We start from the raw sequence: 25,087 nt of genomic DNA, 5'->3' as shown, positions 1-25,087 counted from the left end.
CGCTCGACCCCCGGGTGCCGACTCAGACGGTGGGAACCGTGCCGCCGTCGATCACGTACTCCGCACCCACGATGGCCGAGGCGCGGTCCGACACGAGGAAGCCGACCAGGTCGGCGATCTCCTCCGGCTGCGCGAACCGCCCCAGGGGAACCCCGCCCAGGGAGTCGTGGATGCTCTGCTTGGCGGCCTGCCGCGTGAGCCCGTTGCCCTCGGCGATCCGGTCCACGAACCGCTCGTAGGCCTCGGTCTCGATGCCGCCGGGGCTGACGGTGTTGACGCGGACGCCGCGCGGCGCGAGCTCGTTGGCGAGGCCCTTGCTGTACGTGCGCAGCGCCGCCTTGGCCGCCGCGTACGCCAGCGACGCGTCGTACTGCGGTAGTTCCCGCTGGATCGAGGTGAAGTGCAGCACCACACCCGATCCGGCCCCGGCCATCGCCGGCAGGAGGGCCCGGTCGAGCCGCACGGCACCGAGGAGGTTCAGGTTCAGTTCGGTCAGCCATTGCTCCTCGGTGATGACCGCGAACCCGCCCGGCGGTGTGGAGGCGCCCCCGACGACGTGCACGAGGACGTCGAGCGCGCCGACCTCCTCGGTGATGCGGTCCGCCACGCGCTGTGCACCCTCGACGGTCGAGGTGTCCGCTGCGATGAACCGGTCGGGGCGGTCGTACCCCTCGGGCATCGTCCGCGCCGTGGTCCACACGTCCGCGCCCATCTCCCGCAGGCGGGTGACGACGGCCCCGCCCGAACCCCTCGACCCGCCCGTGACGAGCGCGCGGCGACCGTCGAGGCGGTCGCGTTCCTGGCTGGACAATCTTCTTCCTCTTCCCTCTGGTGATCTGCGGTGCGGTGCGGTGCTCAGGCCTCGTGGTTGGCGATGACGAGCTCGGCGATCAGGCCCGCGCGCAGCGTGAACCGGTAGTCCAGCTCGGCGACGCCGCCGGGGAAGGTGCCCTCCAGGCGCAGGGTCACCACCCAGTGGTCGTCGTCGACGCGGCGGGCGCCGGTCTGCTCGGTGGTGTACTCGAACTCGGAACCGGCGTCGCGCAGGAAGGCGTGGACCTCGTCGCGGCCCCGGAAGGTCTCGTCCTGGTCGACGACCACGACGTCGGCGGTGAGGAACGAGGAGGCCGTGTCGGCGTCGTGCACGGTGCCGGCCGCGAGGAAGCCGCGGACGGTGCTCGGGAGGGCATCGGAGTGGAGGTCGGTGCGTGTCATGCCGTCACCGTGCGGCCTCGCGGCGCAGGAGGGTCAAGAGCTGGACCCTCCCCCAGGGGGAGCCTCCACACTGGACGCGTGCTGACCATCGGGGAGTTCTCCCGCCTGACCCACCTGAGCGTGCGGACCCTGCGCCGCTACCACGAGGGGGAACTGCTCGAGCCGGCCGTCGTGGACGAGGCGACCGGCTACCGCTACTACTCCGTCGAGCAGATCCCCACCGCCCAGGTCATCAACCGCCTCCGCGAGCTCGACGTCCCCTTGAGCGACGTGCAGCGGATCCTGCGGACGCCGGACCCCGGCGTCCGGTCGACCCTGGTCGCGGGTCACCTCCAGCGCCTGGAGGCCGAGCTCGACCGCACCCGGGCCGCGGTCACCTCGCTGCGCCGCCTCCTCCAGCCCGACCCCGCGTCGATCGAGGTGGAACTGCGCGCCGAACCCGCCCGCGAGGTCGCCGCGGTCGAGGCCGTGATCGGACACGGCGACGTCGAGGCGTGGTTCGCCGGGGCGATGGCCGAGCTGGAGGCGGCCGTGGGCGCCGGCGTGACCGGACCGCCGGGGGGCACCTACGACGACGCCCTCTTCGAGGAGGGTCGCGGCCGCGCGCTGGTCTACCTGCCGACCGCCAGTCCCCCGCGCACGGGGCGGGTGCACGCCGTCACCCTGCCGCCTGCGGAACTGGCGGTGACCACCCACGTCGGCGAGCACGACGGCGTGGACGTCACCTACGGCGAGCTCGGTGCGTGGGTGGTGGAGAACGCGATGTCGGTGGCGGGGCCCGTGCGGGAGGTCTACCGCGTCGGCCCCCGGGACGTGAGCGATCCGGCCGCCTGGCGCACCGAGATCGGGTGGCCGGTGTTCCGCGTGACCTGAGGGGACCGGTGGACCCGCAGGTCGAGAACCTCGTGGAGCGCGACGGTCAGCCGCGGCGGAGCGCTCGACCCGAGCCGCCCACCGACGCGCTCGCAAACCGGACCCGCCGCCGTCGCCCCACCCCGGGGCGAGCAGGATCAGGCAAGCAGGAGCGACGAACGGTCTAGGACGCGGGCGCCGGTGCTGGCTGGATGGAGGGCATGACCATCACCTACGGGTTCACCAGCACCATGACCGCCAAGCCCGGCCTGGGCGACCGGGTCGTCGACCTCCTCCTCAGCGGGCTGGAGCCGGGGAACCCCGCCTCCAGCGAGCACTGCCTGCTCTACGTCGTCAGCCGCTCGGCCTCCGACCCCGACGTCGTGCACGTGGCGGAGGGCTGGAGCAGCGAGGAGGAGCACCACCGCGTCTTCGCCACCCCCGCTGCCGCGGCGATCGTCGCCGGCTTCGCCGAGCTGCTGGCCGCAGACGCCGCATCGACCGACCTGGTGCCGGTGCGCGGCAAGGCGGTGCTCTGAGGTGGGCGGGCTGACGGTGGACACCGCACCGGCCGCGTGGACGAGCGCGGCGGAAGGCGCAGCGCCCGGCCCGCGACCCGCGCTGGACCCCGAGCTGGCCGCCCTGCTCGCCGAGCTGCCCGCCGCGCCCGCGCTGGGAGCGGACACGCTGGCCCTGCTGCGCCCCTACGCCTGCACCCCCCTCGAGCCGCTGCTGGTGGGGCGTGCCGTCGACCGGCGGGAGACGTCGGCGACCGCCCGCGACGGTCACCAGCTGCCGGTGACGGTGCTCAGCCCGTCCAGGCCGCCCGGTGCGGCGGTGGCCCCGCAGGCGCCGTGCGTGCTGTGGTTGCACGGGGGCGGGATGGTCATGGGGGACCGCTTCTCGCAGATCGACATCCCCTTGGAGTGGCTGGAGGAGCTGGGAGCGGTCGTCGTCACCGTCGACTACCGCCTGGCGCCCGAGGCCGGGGGCAGCACCGCCGTGGAGGACGGCTACGCCGGGCTGCGGTGGGTGCTCGAGCACGCCGAGGAGCTCGGCGTGGACCCGGCACGCGTGGTGGTGGCCGGCACCAGCGCCGGCGGCGGCCTGGCGGCGGGCGTCAGCCTGATGGCGCGCGACCTGGGCGGTCCGGCCATCGCCGCGCAGGTGCTGATCTGCCCGATGCTGGACCACCGCGGCGTCACCGTCTCCAGCCGGCAGGAGGACGGGCCCAGCACCTGGAACCGTCGGGCCAACGACTTCGCGTGGGCCAGCGTGCTGGCCCCCCTGGTCCGGGACGGGGCACCCGGTGGACGGGTGGTGACGGCCCACGTCTCCCCCGCGCTGGCCGCCGACCTCTCCGGCCTGCCGAGCACCTACGTCGACGCCGGCTCCGCGGAACTCTTCCGCGACGAGGACGTGGAGTACGCCGGCCGCATCTGGGCCGCCGGTGGGCAGGTGGAGCTGCACGTGTGGGCGGGCGGGTTCCACGGCTTCGACGCGCTCTTCCCCCGGGCTCGCCTCTCCCGCGCCGCCCGGGCGGCGCGATCGCACTGGCTGCAGCGGGTGCTGCGACCCGGGGCGTGAGACCGCGGCGCGGGCCCGGCCGACGCCGGCCCGCCGGTGCGGAACCCGCCGGCACGAACTCGCCGGCACGAACTCGCCGGTGCGGAACCGCTCGGAGCGCCGGAACGCCGTCCTCACGCTCCGGCGTAGGCCTCGGTGCGCAAGCGCGTCGCGTCCTGCCCCGGCGGCAACCCGAACAGCCGGCGGTACTCGCGGCTGAACTGCGAAGCGCTCTCGTAGCCGACCGCGTGACCGGCCCCGGCGACGTCCGCCGGATCGGTCAGCAGCCGCAGCCGCGCCTGCTGCAGCCGGATCCGCTTCTGGAACTGGATCGGGCTCATGGACGTGACCGCGGCGAAGGCGCGGTGGAACGCCGACGGGCTCATCGCGGCCACCTGCGCCAGCTCCTGCACCCGCAGCGGCTGCGCGTAGTGCTCGCGCAGCCAGCGCACCGCGCGGGCGACGTTGGACAAGCTGCTGTCGGCCAGCCCCAACTGGCGCACGGCTTCCCCGTGCGGCCCGGTGATCAGCAGCCACAGGATCTCCCGCTCGATGAGCGGGGCCAGCACCACCCGGTCGCGGGGGCGTTCCAGCAGGCGCAGCATCCGCACCACCGCGTCGAGGAGATCGGAGCCCGCGTCGCCGATGGTCAGGGCGAAGGGTGCCGCCGCACCCCGTCCGGTGCCGGGCAGCTCACGCGCTGCGGGGTGCAGCAGCAGCTCGGCGATGAGCGCCGGCTTCAGCGCCAGTCCGAAACCCAGGGCCGGCTCCGCCTCGCTCGCCCCGGTGAACTGCCCGGTGACCGGCAGGTCCAGGGAGGCCACGACGTACTGCCCCGCGCCGTAGCGCAGCTCGCGGTCGTCGAGGACCAGCGTCTTCTCGCCCTGGGCGATGACGGCGAGCACGGCGCCGTCCATCGAGGCGGCCGGGGCCGCAGGAGTGGTCGTCCGGGCGGCGTGGACGCCCTCGATGGCCGTCGTGGTGGCGGGGCTGGCGTGGCGCGTGATCAGCTGCCGCAGCTCAGCGAGGCTCATGCCCGTCAGTGAACCACCCGCCCGACGCTCCTGGGCACCCCGCCGAGCACGCCACCCACCCGCGCTCGTCCGCAGCGGAGCAGGATCGTGCAAGGACCGGCGAGCAATCGTCTAGGACGACCGCCACCGCGCCGCTTCACTGGAACCAGCGCCGCGAGCGGGCGCCCGGGGGTACGTGCCCCCCTCGATCGCGGCCCGTCCCCCACCCCGCTCGTGACCGCGACCCCTGAGCGTGGCACCGCCCCACGCACTGCCGACACCCGAAACCCTCAGCCCCCACCACCAGGAGGACCCGTGTCCACCACCCCCACCACCACACCCACCACCACACCCACCGCGGCACCCGACGTCGCACCCGGTGCCGACGCCGCGCCCATCACGCTCGTCACCGGCGCCAGCTCCGGCATCGGCCAGAGCGCCGCCCTCGAGGTCGCCCGGGGAGGTTCCGGCGTCGTCCTGACCTACCGCGGCAACCCCGACGGCGCCGGGAGGACCGTCCGGCAGATCGAGGAGATCGGCGGAACCGCCGTCGCCCTGCCCCTGGACACCGCCCGGACCGGGACCTTCCCCGCCTTCGCCGAGCAGGTCGCGCGGACCCTGCAGGACACCTGGCACTCCGCGCACCTGACCGGGCTGGTCAACAACGCCGGCTCCTCCCGCCCGGCCGCGTTCGCGGACACGAGCGAGGACGCCCTCGACGAGCTCGGCGACGTCCTCTTCAAGGGCCCGTTCTTCCTCACCCAGGCCTTGCTGCCCCTGCTGGCGGACGGCGCCTCCATCGTCAACGTCAGCAGCAGCTCGACCCGCCCCTTCGGCATGACCCCCGGTTTCTCCGCCTACGCCGCGTTCAAGGGCGCGGTCGTGGTGTGGAGCCGCTACCTGGCCAAGGAACTCGGAACCCGCGGCATCCGGGTCAACACGGTCGCGCCGGGCCCCACCCGCACCCGCCTGGGCGGCGACGCGTTCGCCCGCCACCCCGAGCTCATCGCGCCGCTGGCCGAGAACACCGCCCTGGGCCGCATCGGCGAGGGCGCGGACGTCGGCAGGGTCATCGCCTTCCTGCTCTCCGAGCAGGCCGGGTGGATCACCGGGCAGGACATCGACGTCTCCGGTGGCTACGACCTCTGAGCACCACCCCCGGCCCCGGCCCGGCACGCGCTCAGCGGTGCAGCGACCTCCACGCGCGCCCGGCCCAGCGCCTTGGCCCGGTACAGCGCCGCGTCGGCGGCGTGGAGGACGTCCACCACGTCCAGGCCGTCGCGGACGTCCCCACCTCCCCGCACGACGGACGCCACCCCGATGCTGATCGAGACCACGGCGCCGGTGCGCAGCCCCGGGTGGGGCAGCGCCGCTCCACGGATGCGTTCCATGACCCTGTCCGCCACCCGCCGAGCCACGTCGGGACCGGTGGCGGGGAGGACGATGGAGAACTCCTCACCGCCGTAGCGCGCGACGGTGTCGTGGGGCCCACGCACCGACGAGGCCAGCGCTGCGGCCACCTCGCGCAGGCAGCGGTCGCCGGCGAGGTGCCCGGCGGCGTCGTTGTAGGCCTTGAAGTGGTCGATGTCGCAGACCAGCACGCTGAGCGGCGCCCCGCTGCGCGCGTGCTCGCGCCACGCGTCCGCCAGCGCCGCATCGAGACCGGGACGGTTCGCGAGACCCGTCAGGCCGTCGGTCAGCAGGGCGCGCTGCAGCCCGGCGTTGACCCGGCTGAGCTCCTCCTGGGCCGCGCGGCGGTCCCCCACCTCGGCCTGCAGCTGCGCGGTGCGCTCGGCCACCAGGCGCTCCAGCTCGGCGGCGTGGTCGGTGGACTCCCGGGTGCGCCGCACCGCCGTCAGGGCCCGCGCGACGTCCTGCGGCAACGCCTCGCCGGTGTGGCGGTCGAACTGCGCCTGCTCGTACAGCAGGACCGCCGCCTCCCCCGCGCCGAGTTCCAGGTGCCGCACCACCAGGGCCCCGCGGGAGAGCTCGTCCTGCAGGGCACTCGGGAGCAGTCGAGCGGCGGGGTAGCTGTCGTCGAGCAGGCCGACGGGGCCGGCGGAGGTCCCGGTGGCACCCCAGGAGCCCAGCAGGTGCGCCGATCCGGCGCGGACGCGCACCAGGAACGCCCGTCGAACCGCGAGCCGCGGCAGCCACGCGCCCAGCTCCCCGACGACGTCCCCCTCGGTGAGCGCGTTCGCCAGGGCCCGGCTGGTGCCCAGGAGCTGCTGGGTCAGCAGCAACTCGGTCCGCGCGTGGTGCAGCGACGCGCTCAGGGCGGCGTCCCGCGCCCGTCCGTCCACCTCCTCGTCCCGCACGACCGCGTCGAGGGACGCGCTGGAGGAGGCGCGGACGACGAGTCCGCACGCCGTCCTGGTCCCCGCGGGTACCTGCTCCCCCGCGAGCAGGGCGAGCACCAGGTGCGCTGCTCGCCGTCCCTGCGCCTCCAACTGCTGGTCGACGCTGGTCAGGGGGATCGGGGCGGTGCTCCCGGCGACGGTGTCGTCGAAGCCGGCCACGGTGACGTCCTCGGGCACGCGGAACCCGCGGGCCGCCAGGGCGTCCATGACGCCCAGGGCCATCTCGTCGTTCGCCGCGAAGACGGCGTCCACCGGAAGCCCCGCCTCCAGCACCTCGAGGGTGCGCCGGTAGGCGCTGTCGCGGTCGAAGCCCGCACGCACCAGGCTCCCCGGCGGCAGTTCCAGACCGCGCTGCGCCACCGCCTCGGCGAAGGCGGTCTCCCGCTCCAGCGCGTCGGCGTTGTCGGCGGGGCCGCTCACCACCAGCGGGTGCACCCGCCCCGTCCCGTCGAGCAGGTGCGCCGCGACGCTGTGGACGCCGGCGGCGCCGTCCGCGCAGACGCTCGGGACCTCGGGAACCGTGGGCTGGGCGCACAGGCTGACCACCGGGACACCTCGGGCCTGCTCGACCAGCCCCTGGACGGCGGAAGCACCGGTGGCGGGCTCGGTGACCGCGCTGAGCACGACGGCGTCGACGGTTCCCGCCGCCACCAGACGCTGCAGCCACCGCCCGTCCCCCGGGCCCGCGGACGGGTGGATCAGGACGAGCAACGAGGCACCGCCGGCGCCGAGGACCTCGCGCAGGCCGTCGATGACACGCAGGGAGTAGTCCTCGACACGGTTGATCACCATGCCCACCCGCGGGCGCCGATGCCTCTCCGCCGGCGAGCTCACGTCCACACGGCCTCATCGGCAGTCCCGATCGTGGACATGAGGTCCAGAAGTCCCACGTCGCGGGGTGGCTCCCGCCGGCCGCAGCCGGCGGCTGGCGAGGAGGACCCCGGGAGCCTCGTGGGGAGGAGCGGTTCCCACGACGACCGTGGAGCCCGGCGCGTCCCCCCGGGTCCGGGGGAACGCGCCGGGGTGGGGCGGTCAGCGCCGGTCGTAGGACAGACCCGCGCCGCGGGCGAAGAGCGGGTCGGCGGAGTCGTCGGCCACGTCGGGCAGCTGCGCCTCGACCGCAGCCGTGGAGGAGGGCAGCTCGAACGGCAGCCGCCCGCCGGGCGCGCGCCGGCCGAGGACGGTGTCGAGCAGCACCTCGTCGGACACCCCGTAGTTGGCGAGGACGGCGTCGGCGGTGGCGACGACGCCGGTCAGGATCAGCGGGCGAGCGAGCTTGGGGACGGCGACGGTCGGGGTTCCGGCCGCGGCCGCGGCCTGCAGCAGGCGCACGTCCTCCTGCTCCTCGGTCGGTTCGAGGCCGGTGAGGTCGGTTCCGGAACGCGGGTCGGCGATGCGGACGATCGCGAGGTCGGCCTCCGCCGGGTCGTCGGTCACCGCCAGGCCCCTGCTCCTCGCCACGGCGGGGTCGACACCGGCCAGGTAGACGGTGCGGACGGAAGCGCGGCTGACGGGCAGCAGGTCGTCGGTGTTCTGCAGCAGGGTCAGGGACTTCTCCTGCGCCTCGTCACCGATCCGCTGGAAGCGGGCGTTGCCGGCGATCCGGTCGGCGGTGGCGGGGTCCACGAAGGGGTTCTCGAACAACCCGAGCTGGAACTTCTGCACGAGGACGCGGTGGGCGGCCTGCGCGACGCGGTCGGCGCTGAGCAGCCCCTGCTCCACGGCGGCCACGACCTGCGTGGAGTCGGAGTCCCCGCCGATCTGGTCCACACCTGCGTTCAGCGCCTTCGCGAAGCGCTCGGTGCGGGTGGCGTCCTCCATCCCCCAGGGCATGCCCACCCCCCAGGACCCGACGAAGCGGTTCGGCGGGCGGTTGTCCAGGCACTCCTGCGGGCAGTCCCCGGTGATGCCCCAGTCCGAGAGGACGACGCCGTCGAAGCCCTTCTCCCCGCGCAGGACGTCCTGCAGGAGGTAGGAGTTGAAACCGGCGCCGACCTGCTCGACGTCGTGTCCTTCGCGCTGCAGACCCTGCAGGATCGAGTAGGTCGGCATGATGCCGGCGGTGCCCGCGGCGAAGGCGCCGTCGTAGGGGAGGAGGTGCTCCTCGAAGTTCCCGCCGGGGAACGCGGCGTAGCGGCCGTAGTGGTAGTGGGAGTCGTAGCCGTCCACCTGGGCGCCGTAGCCGGCCCAGTGCTTGGTGACGGTGGCCACGCTGTCGCGGTCCAGGCCGGCGGTGCCGCCCTGGACCCCGTCGACGTAGGCGCCGACCTGATCGCGGGCCGTCGCCGCGTCGGAGCCGAAGGTCCCGTCGATGCGCGTCCAGCGCGGCTCGGTGGCCAGGTCCGCCTGCGGCCCGAGGAGCTCGGCGATGCCCATGGCGCGGAACTCCTGGCGCACGACGTCGCCGACGCGACGGGTGAGGTCGGGGTCGCCCGCGGCGCTGAGCCCGGTCGGGTCCGGCAGCGAGGTGGTGCCTTCGCCGGCGACGGTCTGCCCCTCGGTCTCGGAGAAACCGTTGCGGGGGTCGCTGGAGACGAGCACGGGGATGGCCAGCGGCTGCTGCTCGGCGATGAGCTGCACCAGGTTGTTCGCCTCGGCGATCTGGGCGGGTTCGGCCGACAGCCGGGTGATGAAGGTGGTGACGTGGCGGTCGGCGACGTCGCGCACGGTCGCGGCGACGTCGTAGGTCGTGCCCGAGGAGGCTAGGTTGCCGTGGACGAGCAGACCGGCGCGCTGGGCGAGGTCGAGGCGCCCGAGCAGGTCGTCGGCGCGCTGGGCGGGGCTCAGCCGCCAGTCCTCGTAGGGGGTGAGCCGGCCGTCGCGGTCCAGGTCGCGGAACTGCAGCCCGCCGATCCGCAGGAGCTCGACGCCGCGGGTGGACAGCACCGGCTGATCGCCGGCCCGCCCGGGGGGTGCGGCCGGGGTCGCGCTGGAGGTGGTCGTGCCGCCGATCGTGACGGCGACGAGCCCGGCGAGCGCGGCGGCGGCCCGCGAGACGCGGCGGCGGGACCGGGAGGGGCGGGGGGTGCGGGGGTGTCCGTCCATGATTCTCCTTCGAACCTGCGGGGCATCGCTGCCCGGCGGCGGTGCCGGGCACGGGCACCGTACACGAATTTCTCACCAAGGCCAGAAATTGGAGGGCTGTGGGAAGGTGGTCGCGTGCCGACCACCGACACCAGCCGCTCCCGCGCCGGGCGGGGCGAGTACGCCAAGTCGGCGCTGCGGCGGCGGGAGATCCTGGACGCGGCGCTGACGGTCTTCGCGGCCTCCGGGTACCGCAACGCCTCGCTGCGCGAGATCGCCGACCGCATCGGCATCTCCCAGCAGGGGCTGACGTACCACTTCCCGACCAAGGACGTGCTGCTCGCCGCGGTGCTGCAGGCCCGCGGGGAACGCGACCGGGCGCTGTTCGACGTGGACGAGGCGGGACCGGAGTCGCACCTGCGGACGCTGCTGCAGCTGCTGGGGAGCAACCAGGCGACCCCCGGACTCGTCGAGCTGCACTGCACCCTGTCGGCGGAGGCCACGTCGCCCGACCACCCCGCCCACGCCTACTTCCAGGAGCGCTACGCGGGCATCGTCGGGCGCACCGCGCAGGTCTTCGCGGAGTTGCGCGCCCGGGGGCGGCTGCGGGAGGGCGTCGACCCGGAACGCTGCGCCCGGGGGCTGGTCGCGCTCATGGACGGTCTGCAGGTGCAGTGGCTGCTCTCCGGCAAGCGGATCGACATGGTCGCCGACGTGCGCGCCCACCTGACGTCGGTGACGACCCTGGACCTGTCCTGAGCCCGCGGCGCCGCGCGAGGTCACCACGGGGTGTGGAGGTCGCCCCCTCCCCCACCACGTCGTCCAGGGCCGTGGTCGACCCTCGCCGTCGGGTGGTCGACCGCGTCCGAGCGGACGAGGCGCGGCTCAGGTCGCTCCGATGACCACGGTCGACCCGTCGGTGCCTCGCACCCGCAGCGCGTAGCCCGCCGCCGCACCACCGGGAGCCTCGCCGGTGGCGGCGTCGACGGCCGGAGCGGCGGACGCAGCCACCGCGCCGGGAGGCAGCCCGAGCGCCGTCAGCGCCCGGTTCGTCGCGGCGCCGGTACCGACGTGGGTGAGGTCGAGCAGTTCCAGGGTCGCGTCGACGGTGAACCCCGGTTGCGGGGTGCCGCCCCAGTCGATGAGGAAGGGCACGTCGGGACGGTCCGGGCGGGAGTGGGTCAGCCGCCACCGCAGCAGCGTCCCGTCCGGCGTGCGGCGGGAGAGGGTTTCGACGGGGCCGGGGTCGTAGCCGCGCTCGCGGGAACCGGCGACGACGGCGTCGAGGTCGGCGGGGTGGATCGCGTAGGTGACGAGGCGCGGTCCGGTCAGCCCGGGGATGCCGAACCCGGTCGCCTCCACCGCGGCGCGGGGGTCGGGGGCGATGAGCTCGACGTAGTGCGGGCGACGCTCACCGTCGACGGTCAACGCGACGAGGGCGTTGGCGGTGCCGGTGCCGGGGTGCACCCCGCCGGGGGTCGCGGTGACGCCGGTGGCGGCGGCGAACCAGTCGACGAGCTCGCCCAGGTCGGGGCCGGCGATGACGACGTGGTCGAGCAGGGTGGGGATGCTCATGCCGGTTCGCGCCGGCGGGAGGCGGGTACCTCGGGTTCGCCGAGGGAGAGCATCAGCCGGTTCGCCCAGTTGAAGAACGCCGCGCCGTTGACGACGTCGACGATCGCGGTGTCGTCCAGGCCCGCGGAGCGCAGCCGGTCGACGTCGTCGCCGTTGAAGGCGAGGGGGGTGTCGGCCAGGTGCACGGAGGCGGCCACGATCGCGTTCCACCGCTCGTCGCCCAGGTCGGCGGACGGGCCGTCGTCGAGGAGGCGCTGCACGTCCTGACCGCGTCCGGATTCGCGGGTGGCGGCGGCGGCGTGGACGTGGGCGCAGAAGACGCAGCCGTTGCGGCGGGAGGTGGCTGCGGCGGCGAGTTCGCGCTCGGCGCGGCCGATCCCGCCGGTGGTGTTGAAGAAGATGTCCAGGTCGGTGAGGGTGCGGGCGCGCAGCGCGTCGGGGTCCCGGGCCAGCAGCCGGAAGTAGGGCATCTTCGCGCGGGCCGGTTCGACGAGCGCTTCCCGTTGGGCGTCGGTGAGGTCGTCCTCGGCGACGGGTTCCAGCCAAGGCACCCACCCCAGGCTCTGCTGGGTGAACCTCTCGGGGCGGTGCAGGTCGGGGTGCTCGGTGACGAGGTCGAGGTGCGTCTGGGGTCCGTGGTCGTGCGCACCGGGCTGCGGGCCCGCCGGCTCGCCCGATCCGGTCGGTTCGTGGCGGGTCGTTCCGCTCACCCCCCGTCCCGCCTCGTGGTGGTGGGGGGAACGCAGGACGGCGAGACCCCACGCGGTGCGCAGCTGGAAGGTCAGGAAGGCCACGAGCTGGGAGAGGCTGACCACGTGGTCCGCGCTCCACCCCGCGCGGAGCAGGTCCCGCAGGGCCGCGGGGCCAGCTTCGCGCGGGCGGAAGACCAGCAGGTGGGTGTGGGTGAGGGCCGCACTCAGCCGCGGACCCAGCTGCGCCGCGAGCGCCGGGGACGGCGTCCAGGCGGTGGTGGGGACGCTCTCGGCGCTGAGGCCGGGTTCCCGGTAGGTGCCGGCGGGTCCGGTGGAGGCGGCGTCGCGGGCGGCGTGGTGGATCGGGTCGAGGAGGTGGGGAGCGGTGTCGGAGAGGACGTCGGCGTAGAAGCGGGCGGCGTGCTCGAAGCGGTGCAGGTGGGCGGTGAAGGTGGCGACGGCGTAGCGCTCGGTGTGGCTGAACGAGCCGGGGTCGGCGGGTTCCAGGAGGGCCTCGAAGCTGCGTTGGGCGTTCTCGCGGGCCCGGGGCCGTTGGGCGCGGGTGCGGGAGAGCGGGCTGTCGGGGGTGGTACCGGCGAGCAGGTCGATGACGTCGACGACAGCTTCCCCGGCGGGTTCCCCGGAGAACCCCTCGGCGGCGGGGGCGCGCTCGGTCTCGGGATCGGGGGTGGTTCGGGGAGTGGTCTGCGTGGTGGTGCTCATGCGTTTCCTCCGGGGGTGGGGGCGAGGGCGTCGACGCGGTGCTCACCGGTGGCGAGGTGGTCGTGCAGGCCCGCCCGGGCCCGGTTCGCCCGGTCGGTCCGGTGCGCCCGGTGCAGGGCGGTGGAAGCGGCTGCGCCGGTGGCCAGCCCCAGCCGGGGGGCGACCTCGGTGGCGAGCAGTTCGAGGCTGCGCAGGGTGAGTTCGTGGGTGGCGGCGATCGAGTGGACCTGGAAGGTGACGTCCGTGGCGAGGCGGAGGGTGTGGTCGGCGGCCAGGGAGGCGGTGACCTCCTCGGGGGTGCCGACGTGGGTGTCGGTGAGGGCGATGAGGTCGTCGATGCCGAGGTCGCCGGCGTCGGCACCGATGAACGTGCTCGCCAGACGGCGCAGCCCGTCCCGGGCGAGGTCCAGAGCGCGGCCGCGGTCGTCCTCGTCGACGACGAGGGCGGTGCGTGAGGCGAGGACCCGGTACGGCGCTCGAACCGGCAGGGCGTCGCGGTAGGCCGCGACGATGGGCAGCTGCACCTCGTGCAGGGCTGCGCGGGGGTTCGCCGCCGGGCGCGGCTGGGTCCGCGACAGCATCACGCCGTGACCGCGAGCTCCGGCTCGCGCTCCCCCGGCGGCGGAGAAGGTGCCCTGCCACACGCGTCCGGCGAGGGTGCCCGCGGCGGGGTAGAGGCGCGCGGCGCTGCCGCGGATGCCGTGTCCCTCCAGGGTTTCGAGGAAGACGGCGAGGTGGTCCTCGAAGAGTTCGCGGCGGTCGATGACCTCGCGGGCGAAGGGCGCGAAGGAGGAGTCGGTCCCCCCGGAGGCGACACCGAGCTGGACGCGTCCGCCGCTGAGGGCGTCGAGGACGGCGGCGTCCTCGGCGGCCCGGACGGGGTCGTCGATGGGCAGGGTGACGACGCCGGTGCCCAGGCCGATCCGCGTGGTGCGCTCCGCGGCCGCGGCGAGCAGGACGAACGGGGAGGGCAGACCGCCCTCGTGCTCCCCGAAGTGGTGCTGGGCGACCCAGGCGGAGGTGAAACCGACGCGTTCGGCGTGCTGGACCTGTTCCAGGGCGAAGCGGTACCGGTCGGGGGCGGGTGCGTCCTCGAGGAGCCGGGTGAAGAACCCCAGCCGCGGTCCGCTCCCCGTCGTCGCGCTCGCCGTGGCCGGGTCGGGGGACGTCGTCGAGACGGGGGACGTCGGTGGGGTCGCCGGCGGGGTGGTCACGAGCGCGCCTCCTCGTGCGGGTCGTGGCGGGCTGGCGGGACCGGGGTGCGGCCGGGGCGGGGACGCGCCGTCCCCGGGACGGCGGCGAGCAGCTCACGCGTGTACGCCTGCCGGGGATCGCCGAAGACGTCCTGCACGCGCCCGGACTCGACCTGGCGGCCGCGGTGCAGCACCGAGACGGTGTCGCTGATCTGGCGGACGACGGCGAGGTCGTGGGAGATGAAGACGTAGGTCAGGCCGAGGTCGGCCTGCAGCCGGGCCAGCAGGCGCAGCACCTGGGCCTGGACGCTCACGTCGAGGGCGGACACCGCCTCGTCGAAGACGACGAGGTCGGGTTCGAGGACGAGGGCGCGGGCGATGGCCACCCGTTGGCGCTGCCCGCCCGACAGTTCCCGCGCTCGCCGGGTCGCGACCTCGGCGGGCAACCCGACGACGTCGAGCTGGTGGGCGACCTTCGCCCGGCGCTCGTCGGCGTTCCCGAGACCGAAGTTCAGCAGCGGCTCGGCGATGATCGCTCCGACGCTGAGCCTCGGGTCCAGGGAGGCGTAGGGGTTCTGGTGCACCAGCTGCGTCGTGCGGCGGAAGGCGCGAGCCGCTCTCGACGTCGGGCGCGACCCCAGAGCGGTGACGTCGGTGTCACCGACGCGGACGGAGCCTGCGGTGGGCCGGCCGAAACCGGCCAGCGCCCGCCCGGTGGTGGTCTTCCCCGACCCGGACTCCCCCACGATGGCGTGCGTGGTGCCGCGGGCGACGGTGAAGGAGACGCCGTCGACGGCGAGGAGGGGGCCGGCTCCGCGGCGGCGGAACTCCTGCCGCAGGCCCTCGACCTGCACCAGGGGCCGCTCGGCCGGACCCCCCGCCCCACCGCCGGCAACGCCGTCACCAGCACGGCCGGCCGCACCGGCCACCGACAGGACGGGAGCCCGGTCGACGACCCGGGCGAGCGAGGGCGCGTCGGCGAGGAGGGCACGGGTGTAGGCCGCTCGGGGGTGGGCCAGCACCTCCACGGTCGGGCCCGCCTCCTGGACCGTCCCCCGGCGCAGGACGACGAGCGCGTCGGAGCGTTCGGCGGCCACGGCGAGGTCGTGGGTGATGAGCAGCATCCCCGCGCCGGTACCGACGCGCAGGTCGTCGAGCAGGTCCAGGACGCGGGCCTGGACGGTGACGTCGAGAGCGCTGGTGGGCTCGTCGGCGATGATCAGCTCGGGCTGCAGGGCGATGGCGGCGGCGATCAGGACGCGTTGACGCATCCCCCCGGACAACTCGTGCGGGTACTGCCGGGCCCGGCGGGCGGGGTCGTCGATGCCGACGCGTTCGAGCAGGTCCAGCACCCGGGCCCGGTTCGCGCGTCGCTCCCGCGAGCCGTGGATGCGCAGGCTCGCCTCCACGCTGGCCCCGACGGTGACGACGGGGTTCAGGGAGTTCCCCGGGTCCTGCGGGACGAGCCCGATGCGGCGTCCCCGCACGGCGCGCCACTCGCGCTCGGTCAGGCCCAGCAGGTCGCTGCCGCGCAGGTCGATGCGCCCACCGGTGACGGAACCGTTGCCGGGGAGCAGACCGATGACGGCTTGGGCGAGGCTGGACTTGCCCGAACCGGATTCCCCGACGAGAGCGGTGGTCTGCCCGGGGTGGACGGTGAAGGACACCCCGTCCACGGCGCGGACCGGGCCGCGCGAGGTGGTGTAGTCCACGCGCAGGTCCTGCACGCTCAGCAGGGCGCTCATGCCGGCACGCTCCGGATCGATCGACTGAGGCGGTTGGTGGCGAGGACGACGGCGACGACCACGACACCGGGCAAGACGGTGAGCCACCAGGCGGTGGCGACGTAGTTGCGTCCCTCGGCGATGAGCAGCCCCCACTCCGGCGTCGGCGGCGGAGCGCCGTAGCCGAGGAAGCCGAGGGTGGAGATCTGCAGGATCGCGGAACCGAACTGCAGCGCGGCCAGGGCCACGACGGGGGTGAGGGAGTTCGGCAGGACGTGGCGGCGCAGGACGGCGAGGAAGGTGCCCCCGGAGCCGTAGGCGGCTTCGACGTACTCGCTGACCCGCACGCGCACGACCTCGGCGCGGGCGAGGCGGGCGAAGACGGCGATGGAGGTGACGCCGACGGCGATGGCGGCGTTGGTGGTGCCGAAGCCGAGGAGGATGACGACGCTGAGGGAGAGCAGCAACCCGGGGATGGCGAGCAGGACGTCGACCAGGCGCATGAGGACGTCGTCGAGGGGACCGCCCAGCGATCCGGCCAGGACCCCGAGCAGGGTGCCGACGACGAACCCGACGAGCACCGCGACGACGGCGCCGAGGATGGAGTGCGAGGCGCCGTGGACGACGCGGGTGAACACGTCGCGCCCGGTGGCGTCGGTGCCGAACCAGTGCTCCCCGCTGGGGGCCTGCAGCGACGGTGCGACCGAGGCGGTGGGGCTACCGGGGGCGAACAGCCCGGGCAGCAGCGCCCACAGCAGCACGAGCAGGACGATCAGGGCCGGGACGACGATCCCCAGTCGGGCCCGTGCCCGCCGCAACGGGGGGGAACCGACGGAGCCGCGGTCCGGGCCGCCGTCCGGGCCGCTGGTGGCGCCGCCGCCCGGGCCCGCGGCGGGAACCCGGGTCGGGTCGCTGCCGGGGTGGGCACCGGGCACCCGGGTGTGAGCGCTCATCGGGCTCCTCCTCTGCGCAGGCGCGCGTCCAGCACGGGGTAGAGCAGGTCGACGAGGAGGTTGATGACCACGTAGGCCACCGTGGAGAGGACCACCACGGCCAGGAGCACGGGGGTGTCGCGGTTGGCGACGGCCTGGGCGGTGAGCTGCCCGATCCCGGCGCGCCCGAAGACGGACTCGGTGACCACCGCGCCCCCGACCAGTTCCCCGAACAGCAGACCGGCCATCGTCAGCGCCGGCAGGACGGCGTTGCGGCTGACGTCGTGCCGCAGCAGCCACGACGGGCTGGCGCCGCGGGCGCGCACCACGGAGACGAACGGCATCTGCTCCACGTCGTCGATGCTGCGCATCAGGACCTGCGCCAGCGGCGCCGCGATGGGTACCGCGATCGTCGCCACGGGCAGGATCAGCGCCTGCACCGGCCCCGCACCGATGACGGGCACCAGCCCCAGGCGGAAGGAGAGGACCTGGATGAGCAGGATCCCGATCCAGAAGACGGGCAGGGACACGAACAGCGGGGGCAGGCTCTGGAAGAGCCTGCGCAGCCACCGGCCCCGGCCGTGCGTGGCGAGCACCGCGATCGTCACCGCGAGCAGCAGGGCGAGAGCCAGTCCGAGCGCGGCCAGGACGAGGGTGGAGGGCAGGGCGGCGGCGAGCAGGGTCGCGACCGCGGCGCCGCTCTGCACCGAGTACCCCAGGTCCCCGCCCAGGAACGCCCAGGCCGACTCCGCGAAGCGCACCGGCAGGGGCCGGTCGGCCCCGTAGGCGGCGCGGATGTCGGCCAACTGCTCCGGGGACAGCCCCAGCTCGGGACTGCCGTACCGGGCCAGGACCGCGTCCCCGGGCAGGGCGGCCAGCAGGACGAAGGTCAGGGCGTAGGCCAGGACCAGGACGACGACGGCCTGCCCGGCGCGCCGGGCCACGTAGGTCACGGCGCTCAGCGGTCCAGCCACGTCGCGTGGAACGAGGGCCGCCCCACCGACTCGGTGGTGAAACCCTGCACGTCGGACCGGAAGCCGAAGACCTGCGGTTCCTCGAAGAGCGGCAGGACGTAGGCCTGCTCGGCCAGTCGCTGCTGCGCGGCCTGCGAGGCGGCCTGCCGTTCGGCGGTGGTGGCCTTGGAGGCGATGTCGTTGAGCAGCGCGTCCAGTTCCGCGTCGCCGAGGGTGCCGTCGCCCTTGTCCAGGTTCAGCAGCGTGTTGCGGTTCTTGGAGAAGTACTGCGACTTCAGGACGTCGAAGTCGGCTCGCCCGACCATGGAGTGGTAGACCTGCACGGTCTGCGGGTCCAGGGCGGCGGCGGTCTGCGCGGCCTGGTCGCCGGGGTGCAGCTCGACCTGGACGCCGAGCTTCGCCAGCTGCTCCTGCACGAGGGTGACGACCTCCTTCGAGCGGGGTTGGGGCAGGGCCTCGTTGAAGGTCAGAGCCAGCTTCACCCCGTCCTTCTCGCGGACCCCGTCACCGCCCACCCGCCAGCCGGCCTGATCGAGCAGCCGCGCGGCCTCGGCGGGGTCGTGCCGGTAGCTCGCGGAGGTGTCGACGTAGCCGAGGGCGGTGGTGGCCAGCGCCCCGGTCGCCAGGACGTAGCTGTCGCTGAACAACGTGTCGAGGATGGCGCGGCGGTCGATGCCGGCGATGATCGCCTGACGGACGGGCAGTTCCTGCAGCTGCGGGGTGCGGAAGCGGAAGCTGAAACCGTTGTTGACACCGTTGGTGGCCGCGGCGAGCAGAGCGAGGCCGTCGGCCTCGAACTGCCCCTCGTCCGGCGCCTCGATCTGGCGGGCGAGGTCGGCCTGACCGGCGACCACCGTCCCGACACGGACGCTGTCCTCCCCCGCGACGACGACGTCGATGCCGTCGAGGAAGGGCCGGCCCTGGCGGGTCCGCGAGGGCGGGGCCCAGTCGTAGTCCTGGCGCGCCACCAGCGAGACCCGGGTCCCGATCTCCTCGTCGTCGACCACGAACGGCCCCGACCCGATGACCGCCGTGGCGTGACCGGGGCCGAAACCCTCGCCGTCCAGCTGCAGGCTGGCGGTGGACAGCAGACCGGAGTTGATGGTGGAGACCGCTTGGGCGAAGCCGGGGGCGGGGGCGGTGAAGTAGAACTTGACGGTGCGCTCGTCGAGGACCTCGCCGCGGTCGTAGTTGTTGATGGCCTCCGAGACCGTCAGGGCACGGTCGGGGTCACCCTTGCCGAAGAGGTCGATGTTGGCGAGCACGTTGGCGGCGTCCAGCGGAGTCCCGTCAGAGTAGGTGACGCCGTCGCGCAGGGTGAAGGTGTACTCGGTGGCGTCGGCGTTCACCTGCGGCAACGCCGTCGCGATCCACGGTTCGAGTTCCAGGGTCTCGGGGTTCTGCCACAGCAGCCGGTCGGTGATGTTGTTGACGATGCCGCCGTTGGGGTAGAACCCGGCCGCCGGCGGGTACAACGTCGTCCACGTCTGCGGTTCGAGGTAGGTGAGGGTCCCCCCGGTCTTGGGCTCACCCGACGGAGCGTCGTTGCCGCTCGCCGCGGAGGAGCAGCTGGTGACGAGGCCGGCGAGGGCGGTGGCGGCTGCAGCGGCGAGCGTGGTGCGGCGACGGACGAGCATGGGCAGGCTCCAACTGTGGTGATCCGGGGTTCTGGGGTGGAGAAGCGGGGTGCGGGAGAACGGGGTCGAGTCGGGACGCCCCGGGGGACGGGTCCTCGGAACTCGGGGGAGGACGGAGATCGGCGTTCGCCGAGGGAGCCGGGTGGAGGCAGCCGGAGGGGTGCCCGGTGCTCGGGCGGCCAGCGCGCTCACGCGCCCGCCGTCACCGGGGGTCGGCCCGGGTCGTTCCCGTCCGGCGTCGACGCGGCGCGTCGCGCCGTGGACCGTCTCGGCCGGAGGCGGAGTCCTGGTTCGCGGCGCAGCGGGTCCGCAGGGAGGGACCCGACGCGGGAGCAGCGGTGAGGACCGGGCGGGAACCCCGGTGCACCACTCCTCCGCCGGACCTACCCCCGGGGGCAGCGAGCCGTCAGCGGGTCACCGGCAGGCCGTTGCGCCGCAACGGCAGTGGTCGACGTGGCGACGACGGGAAGCGAAGAAACCACGATCACAACGGTTGAGCACTGTTCCTCCATCGGTTCTGGCGGAAGCACCCACACCCGCTCACGCGGAGGGTTGCTGCGGCGTCACGGAGCCAGATCTCTCAGCCGCTCTTGATGGTTGCGTTGCTCACCGTGCCCGACGGGGACCGCCCGTGTCAACATCTCCGCCCCGGGCGCCGGCCCCGACGGGTTCACCACCCCCGCGGGGGCACGCTGCGACACCGCGCTCGTCCCGCTGACGTGGCAGGAACCGCGGCAGCGGTGTCAGGCGACGGCGGCCCGCATCAGCCGGCGGGCGGCCTCGCCGATGACGGCGCTGTAGGTGGGGTAGGCGAACTCGACGCGGGCCAGGGTGGCGACGTCGACGCCCGCGGCCATCGCCGTCGTCACGGCCTGCACGATCTCGACGGCCTCCTCCCCCACGGCGTGGGCGCCCAGCAGGACGTCGCGACGCCGGTCGGCGATCAGCTTGAGGAAACCCCGCGTGCGGTCGTCGATGATGGCGCGCTCCATCGCCGTGAACGGCACGGTCACCACGAGGCAGTGCGGGTCCCGCGCCCGTGCCTCGTCCTCGGTGAGCCCCACCCCCGCGTAGTCCGGGTCCGTGAAACCCCCCGACGGCAGCAGCAGGTGGGGGGTGCGGCGGGTCGCGCCCAGGACGGCGTTGGTGGCGGCGGCCTCCGCCTCGGCGTGGGCGGCCTGGACGAGCATCGCCTGACCGTTCGCGTCGCCCGCGGCGAACACGTGGGGAACGGACGTGCGCAGGTGCTCGTCGACCGCGACGGCGGAGCGGGTGACCTCGATCCCGGCGGCCTCCAGGCCCAACCCGTCCAGCGCCGCGGGCCAGCCGACGCTCATCACGACCGCGTCGAACGCCTCCTCGGAGCGCGTGCCGCCCTGCGACCACGCCAGGTCGATCGCCCCGTCGGCGCGCCGGCGCAGGGAGTGCACCGCGTCGATGCCCGTCGCCACCCGGACGCCCTGCTCCTCGAACGCGCGCCGCACGGCGTGCGAGACGTCGGCGTCGGCCGTCGGCAGGACCCGCGGGGCGAGGTCCAGCAGCTGCACCTCGCTGCCCAGGGCGCGGAAGACGGTCACGAGCTGCGAGCCGGTGTTGCCCGCGCCCACGACGGCGAGGCGCCGGGGCAGGGACGGGAGCTCCAGCACGGTCTCGGGGTACGTCGCGAGTTCCGCCCCGGGCAGCGGCAGCCGCCGGGAGCGCCCACCGACGCACAGCACGACGCTCTCGCCGCGCACCCGCCGCCCGGTCGCGGCGAGCTCCAGCACGTGCGGGTCGACGAAGCGCGCGCGGCCCTCCAGCACCAGGTCGACGCCGAGGTCGGCCAGCCGCTGCGGGTCCGCCTTCGCGGCCTGCACCCGTTCCACGGTGGCGCGGACGCGGGCGACCGTCGCGGGCCAGTCCACGCTCTGCTGCGGCACCGCGATCCCGTACTCCGCGGCCGTGCGCACCTCGCGGACGAGCCGGGCCGTCTTGGCCAGCACCCGCGTCGGCACGCAGCCGGTGTTCACGCAGGTCCCACCGGTGCGGGACCCCTCCAGCAGGGCCGTCCGGGCGCCGAGCTCGGCGGCGCGGACCGCGGCCGAGACCCCGGCCGGGCCACCGCCGACCACCACCACGTCGTAGGAGTCGACCGCGTCACCACGGGCCGGGGACGGGGAGGTCGGGACGTCGGGGGGCGTCGGGGAGCTCACCCGCTCACGGTCCCGCGACGCCCGTGGGCCTGCCACCCCGCTCGCTGTGAGAGTGGACACTCCCGTCCCCGCGGTCGAGGCCGGGCCCTCGCGAGCCGCGCGGAGGTCGGGAGCCGCACGACGGCGATAGAGCGCTCCCGGGCTGCGTCGACGGGGTGCGGGGCCCTTCCGGGGGGCCGGCGGTGCCGACGCGTTCGACGCACTGGTGGACGACACCAGCGGGTGCCGCTCCAGCCTCCCGCAGGCCGCAGGAACCCAGGGGCACCCGGCCACCACGTCGATCGGCGTCGGCGAGAATGCCCGGGTGAGGAACAGCCGCACACCGCGCCGAGCCGACATCACCGCCGTGGAACTCGTCGGGGGTGCCGAGGCGCTCGAGCTGGAGCTGCACGACCACGACGAGCGGTGGGCGGACACCTACCGGTGGCACCGGGCGCGGATCGAGGAGGCCCTCGCCGCCGTGGACGTCGAGATCGAGCACATCGGTTCGACCTCCGTGCCCGGGCTGGCCGCCAAGCCGATCGTCGACATCGTGGTCGCGGTGGACGACATCACCGCCGAGGAGGACCACCTCGACGCGCTCCTGGCCGCCGGGTACCAACTGCGGGTGCGCGAGCCGGGGCACCGCCTCGTGCGCACACCGGCGCGCGACGTCCACGTCCACCTGTACGAGCGCGACGACCCCGCCGTCGGGGAGTACCTCCTGCTGCGCGACCACCTGCGGGCCGACGCGGACGACCGCGCCCTGTACGAGAGCACCAAGAGGGCGCTGCTGAGCCAGCGGTGGGACGACACGAACGCCTACGCCGACGCCAAGACCGACGTCATCCTGGAGATCAAGGCACGGGCGCGGGCAGCTCGCGCGCAGTGAGGCGGCCGGTCGTCCCCCGGGGGGCGCAGCACGACGGTGGAGGCGGAGCGCGGTGGTGACAGCGGCCGGCCGGCGAGCACGGGCCTGGTGCGAGGAGTGGAACCGGAGGCACCCCTGGGACCACAACGCGCACCACCACCGCTGGATCGAACGCCACCTCCCCGACCGCATCGGCACCGCCCTGGACGTCGGCTGCGGCACCGGTGACCTGGCCCGCCGGCTCGCCCTGCGCGCCGGCCACGTCACCGGACTCGACGTCGACCCCGCCGGCATCGACACCGCCCGGCGCCTGTCGGCCCGCGAGCGCGACGTCGACTTCCGCTGCGGAGACCTGCTGACCGCGGACCTGCCCGGCGGTTACGACGTCGTCACCGCCCTGACGGTGCTGCACCACGTCCCCTTCGAACCGGCCCTGCGCAGGCTGCGTCAGCTGCTGGCCCCGGGAGGCACGCTGCTGGTCATCGGCGTCTACCGCGAGGAGACCGCCTCCGACCACCTGCTCAGCGCGGTGGCCGTCCCCGCGAACCTCGTCGTGGGCACGGTGAAGACCCGGCGGCGAGGATCCGCCCAGCGCCCCGTCGCGATGTCGGCACCGACCGCTCCCGCCGGCACGACCCTGCGCGAGATCCGCGACGTCGCCCGCCGGCAGGTTCCCGGCGCCGTGGTGCGGCGGCACCTGTTCTGGCGATACTCGCTGCGCCACGTCACCCCACCCGACGCGGTCCCGTGATCACCCCGACCCGCCCGCGGTCCGGCGCGCTCGTCACCGCCGCGACATCGGCCGCCCGGTGGCCGTGAGGAGCCGACGAATCCGCACGCCGCGTGAGACGCGAGGAGCAGTTCCGGCGTTCCCCGTCCGGGAGGGCGCCGCTGCGGCACCGTGGACCCCGTGAACACCCGCGATGCCCACGTCGACACCTTCGAGGAGTGGCCGCGTTCCACCCCGGGACGCACGGTGGTGGCGGGGCTGGGGTGCGGTGCCCTCGGCGGCGCCGTCGTGGGCGCCCTCTCCCTCATCGGCGACGAGGGTTTCCCCCTCGCCAGCGCCCTCTTCCACGGCGGCGTCTTCGGCTGCCTCGTCGGCGTGGTCGTGGGTGGGGTGACCGGGGCCGTCGCCGGTGCCCTGGCCGCTCCGCTGACGAGGACCCGTCCGCGGGCAGCGCGCGCCGCGCTGGTCGTGACCTGCGGAGCGCTCGTCGGGTGGGCTGGGTGGTTCACCTGGCCCCCGCAGGCGTGGGCGAGCCGGGCCGCGGTGAGCATCGGGGTGGGGGCGGCCGCTGCCGCCGTCGCGTGGGCCCTGGGGCCCTGGTGCCTCGCGCCCAGGACCGGCGCGTCGTCGACCCGTTGAGCTCAGGCTCCGTCGTCGAGGCGGGAACCGCGGTCGGGGTCGGCCAGCCGCCGCAGCAGCGCCTCACCGGCGGAAAACCCCTGGCCGGGGCGACGCACCGCTCGACAGGCTTCGAGCCGTGACCCGACCGGAGCGACTCCCCGCCCTCACGACCGAGGACGCCCTCCACGCCGTCGTTCGCGACGAGAGCGCCCTGCGCCCCGGCGTCGACGCCCTGGCCCGCAGCCTCGGTCTGCCCACCGCGCGCCTGCGTCGGTTGCCGAACGGGTCGCTGCCCGTCTACGCCGACGGCCACCTCGTCCTCAAGCTCTTCCCACCCGTGCACGCCGCCGCCGCCTCGGTGGAAGCCGCGGCGCTGCGGGCGGTCACCGGACGACTCCCCGTCCCCACCCCCGCCGTGCACGCCGACGGGATCCACGACGGCTGGCGCTACGTGCTCATGGACCGGCTCCCCGGGCACGACCTGTCCTCGGTGTGGAAGGACCTGACCCGCGGGGACCGCCGCCGGCTGGCGGCGCAGGCCGGCGCCCTGTCCCGCGCGCTGCACCGGGTGAGCCCACCGACCGTCGAGGACTGGTGGCCGCAGGACTGGGCCGGGTTCGTGGACGGGCAGCGGGTCACCGCGCGGCAGCGCCACCAGCGGTGGGGACTCCCGCAGCCGTGGTCGGAGCAGATCGACGACTTCCTCGACCGGACCCCCCTCCTCCCCGGGCCGGAGGTGCTGCTGCACACCGAGGTCATGCCCGCCAACCTGCTCGCCGCGCCGGACGCGGACGGGCGGTGGTCCCTCTCCGGTGTCTGCGACTTCGAGCCGGCCATGCGCGGTCACCACGAGTACGAACTCGTCGCGATCGCCGTCTTCATGGCCGAGGGCGACCCCACCGTCCTGCGGGAGGCGTTGACCGCCTACGGCTACGACGCGACCCGGCTCGACGAGGACCTGAGCCGCCGGCTGCTGACGTGGACCCTCCTGCACCGCTTCGGCGACGTGAGCGCGTACTTCGCGTTCCTCCCGCGACCGCCCGCGCCCACCCTGCCCGCGCTGGCCCGCGCCTGGTTCGGCGTCACCCCCGCGGACTGACCCCGCTGCCCGCGGCCGGCGCCCGGCGGTTCCGTCGTCGGGCGGTGGCCGGCCCGTCCGCCGCATTGTCGGAGGCCCTCGGTAGACCTGGCCGCAGCCAGTGCACCCCGGCACC

The 25,087-nt window shown here is 74.7% G+C and carries 22 protein-coding genes and 1 riboswitch; of the genes, 9 read left to right on the top strand and 13 right to left on the bottom strand.

The features are described 5' to 3' along the window. Positions 1 to 22: 22 nt before the first annotated feature. The gene (locus tag KRAD_RS20390) at positions 23 to 811 is read right to left on the bottom strand and encodes an SDR family oxidoreductase (RefSeq protein WP_012087557.1); all 789 of its coding nucleotides are present in this window, start codon (positions 809 to 811) and stop codon (positions 23 to 25) included. 44 nt (positions 812 to 855) lie between these two features. Continuing rightward, the gene (locus KRAD_RS20385; RefSeq protein ID WP_012087556.1) at positions 856 to 1,215 is read right to left on the bottom strand and encodes a nuclear transport factor 2 family protein; all 360 of its coding nucleotides are present in this window, start codon (positions 1,213 to 1,215) and stop codon (positions 856 to 858) included. A 78-nt stretch (positions 1,216 to 1,293) separates the two neighbouring features. Here KRAD_RS20385 and KRAD_RS20380 point away from each other — a divergent pair, with 78 nt between their 5' ends. The 3 genes from KRAD_RS20380 (at position 1,294) to KRAD_RS20370 (ending at position 3,654) form a co-directional block, all read left to right on the top strand. Next, on the top strand, positions 1,294 to 2,088 hold the full coding sequence (locus KRAD_RS20380; protein ID WP_012087555.1) for a MerR family transcriptional regulator: 795 nt from the start codon (positions 1,294 to 1,296) through the stop codon (positions 2,086 to 2,088). A gap of 200 nt (positions 2,089 to 2,288) precedes the next feature. Then, positions 2,289 to 2,606, top strand: a complete 318-nt coding sequence (locus tag KRAD_RS20375) for a putative quinol monooxygenase (RefSeq protein WP_041293614.1) — start codon at positions 2,289 to 2,291, stop codon at positions 2,604 to 2,606. Between the two features lie 16 nt (positions 2,607 to 2,622). Then, positions 2,623 to 3,654, top strand: a complete 1,032-nt coding sequence (locus tag KRAD_RS20370) for an alpha/beta hydrolase (protein ID WP_012087553.1) — start codon at positions 2,623 to 2,625, stop codon at positions 3,652 to 3,654. A 113-nt stretch (positions 3,655 to 3,767) separates the two neighbouring features. Here the strand turns inward: KRAD_RS20370 and KRAD_RS20365 are convergent, their stop codons facing one another. Beyond that, positions 3,768 to 4,667 carry an AraC family transcriptional regulator gene (locus KRAD_RS20365; protein ID WP_041292267.1) on the bottom strand — a complete coding sequence of 300 codons (900 nt, stop codon included), beginning with the start codon at positions 4,665 to 4,667 and terminating at the stop codon, positions 3,768 to 3,770. Between the two features lie 294 nt (positions 4,668 to 4,961). On the opposite strand from KRAD_RS20365, the gene KRAD_RS20360 reads away from it, so the two are divergent. Further along, the gene (locus KRAD_RS20360) at positions 4,962 to 5,795 is read left to right on the top strand and encodes an SDR family NAD(P)-dependent oxidoreductase (protein ID WP_012087550.1); all 834 of its coding nucleotides are present in this window, start codon (positions 4,962 to 4,964) and stop codon (positions 5,793 to 5,795) included. Here KRAD_RS20360 and KRAD_RS24650 read toward each other — a convergent pair. Beyond that, complete coding sequence (locus KRAD_RS24650) at positions 5,783 to 7,798, bottom strand: diguanylate cyclase domain-containing protein (RefSeq protein ID WP_157873672.1); 2,016 nt, start codon at positions 7,796 to 7,798, stop codon at positions 5,783 to 5,785. The two genes, KRAD_RS20360 and KRAD_RS24650, sit on opposite strands and share 13 nt — an antisense overlap. Positions 7,799 to 8,038: 240 nt before the next feature. Next, on the bottom strand, positions 8,039 to 10,051 hold the full coding sequence (locus KRAD_RS20350; RefSeq protein WP_012087547.1) for a glycoside hydrolase family 3 protein: 2,013 nt from the start codon (positions 10,049 to 10,051) through the stop codon (positions 8,039 to 8,041). A 114-nt stretch (positions 10,052 to 10,165) separates the two neighbouring features. Between KRAD_RS20350 and KRAD_RS20345 the strand changes: the two genes are divergently transcribed. Beyond that, the gene (locus tag KRAD_RS20345) at positions 10,166 to 10,789 is read left to right on the top strand and encodes a TetR/AcrR family transcriptional regulator (RefSeq protein ID WP_012087546.1); all 624 of its coding nucleotides are present in this window, start codon (positions 10,166 to 10,168) and stop codon (positions 10,787 to 10,789) included. 126 nt (positions 10,790 to 10,915) lie between these two features. On the opposite strand, the gene KRAD_RS20340 is transcribed toward KRAD_RS20345, so the two are convergent. The 8 genes from KRAD_RS20340 to KRAD_RS20305 all read right to left on the bottom strand — a co-directional run bounded on the left by KRAD_RS20340 (position 10,916) and on the right by KRAD_RS20305 (position 21,672). Next, positions 10,916 to 11,605, bottom strand: coding sequence for a VOC family protein (locus KRAD_RS20340; RefSeq protein ID WP_012087545.1), 690 nt, complete (start codon positions 11,603 to 11,605; stop codon positions 10,916 to 10,918). Continuing rightward, positions 11,602 to 13,020, bottom strand: a complete 1,419-nt coding sequence (locus KRAD_RS20335) for an alkylhydroperoxidase domain protein (RefSeq protein ID WP_012087544.1) — start codon at positions 13,018 to 13,020, stop codon at positions 11,602 to 11,604. Before KRAD_RS20335 ends, KRAD_RS20340 begins: the two co-directional genes overlap by 4 nt. After that, on the bottom strand, positions 13,017 to 14,234 hold the full coding sequence (locus tag KRAD_RS20330) for a putative FMN-dependent luciferase-like monooxygenase (RefSeq protein WP_012087543.1): 1,218 nt from the start codon (positions 14,232 to 14,234) through the stop codon (positions 13,017 to 13,019). Before KRAD_RS20330 ends, KRAD_RS20335 begins: the two co-directional genes overlap by 4 nt. Continuing rightward, positions 14,231 to 15,958: a dipeptide ABC transporter ATP-binding protein gene (locus KRAD_RS20325; RefSeq protein ID WP_012087542.1), complete on the bottom strand. Its 1,728-nt coding sequence runs from the start codon at positions 15,956 to 15,958 to the stop codon at positions 14,231 to 14,233. The genes KRAD_RS20330 and KRAD_RS20325 overlap by 4 nt, the downstream gene beginning before the upstream one ends. After that, complete coding sequence (locus KRAD_RS20320; protein ID WP_012087541.1) at positions 15,955 to 16,890, bottom strand: ABC transporter permease; 936 nt, start codon at positions 16,888 to 16,890, stop codon at positions 15,955 to 15,957. Before KRAD_RS20320 ends, KRAD_RS20325 begins: the two co-directional genes overlap by 4 nt. Continuing rightward, a complete protein-coding gene (locus KRAD_RS20315) occupies positions 16,887 to 17,822 on the bottom strand; it encodes an ABC transporter permease (protein ID WP_041292266.1) in 936 nt (311 codons plus the stop codon). Before KRAD_RS20315 ends, KRAD_RS20320 begins: the two co-directional genes overlap by 4 nt. Positions 17,823 to 17,827: 5 nt before the next feature. Beyond that, entirely contained in the window at positions 17,828 to 19,480 is a 1,653-nt protein-coding gene (locus KRAD_RS20310) for a TIGR04028 family ABC transporter substrate-binding protein (protein ID WP_012087539.1), read from the bottom strand. Between the two features lie 505 nt (positions 19,481 to 19,985). Continuing rightward, positions 19,986 to 20,080, bottom strand: a riboswitch (SAM riboswitch). 143 nt (positions 20,081 to 20,223) lie between these two features. After that, positions 20,224 to 21,672 carry a dihydrolipoyl dehydrogenase family protein gene (locus KRAD_RS20305; RefSeq protein WP_049821321.1) on the bottom strand — a complete coding sequence of 483 codons (1,449 nt, stop codon included), beginning with the start codon at positions 21,670 to 21,672 and terminating at the stop codon, positions 20,224 to 20,226. A gap of 304 nt (positions 21,673 to 21,976) precedes the next feature. On the opposite strand from KRAD_RS20305, the gene KRAD_RS20300 reads away from it, so the two are divergent. From KRAD_RS20300 to KRAD_RS20285, 4 genes are all read left to right on the top strand, one after another. Then, on the top strand, positions 21,977 to 22,543 hold the full coding sequence (locus KRAD_RS20300; RefSeq protein ID WP_041293606.1) for a GrpB family protein: 567 nt from the start codon (positions 21,977 to 21,979) through the stop codon (positions 22,541 to 22,543). A 52-nt stretch (positions 22,544 to 22,595) separates the two neighbouring features. Then, on the top strand, positions 22,596 to 23,273 hold the full coding sequence (locus KRAD_RS20295; protein WP_012087536.1) for a class I SAM-dependent methyltransferase: 678 nt from the start codon (positions 22,596 to 22,598) through the stop codon (positions 23,271 to 23,273). A 159-nt stretch (positions 23,274 to 23,432) separates the two neighbouring features. Then, positions 23,433 to 23,891, top strand: coding sequence for a hypothetical protein (locus tag KRAD_RS20290; protein ID WP_041292265.1), 459 nt, complete (start codon positions 23,433 to 23,435; stop codon positions 23,889 to 23,891). Positions 23,892 to 24,009: 118 nt separating this feature from the next. Then, positions 24,010 to 24,972: a phosphotransferase family protein gene (locus KRAD_RS20285; RefSeq protein ID WP_012087534.1), complete on the top strand. Its 963-nt coding sequence runs from the start codon at positions 24,010 to 24,012 to the stop codon at positions 24,970 to 24,972. The last annotated feature ends 115 nt before the right edge of the window (positions 24,973 to 25,087 follow it).

This window comes from Kineococcus radiotolerans SRS30216 = ATCC BAA-149, assembly GCF_000017305.1.
Lineage (GTDB): Bacteria > Actinomycetota > Actinomycetes > Actinomycetales > Kineococcaceae > Kineococcus > Kineococcus radiotolerans.
This window is presented reverse-complemented; position numbering and strand designations above follow the sequence as displayed.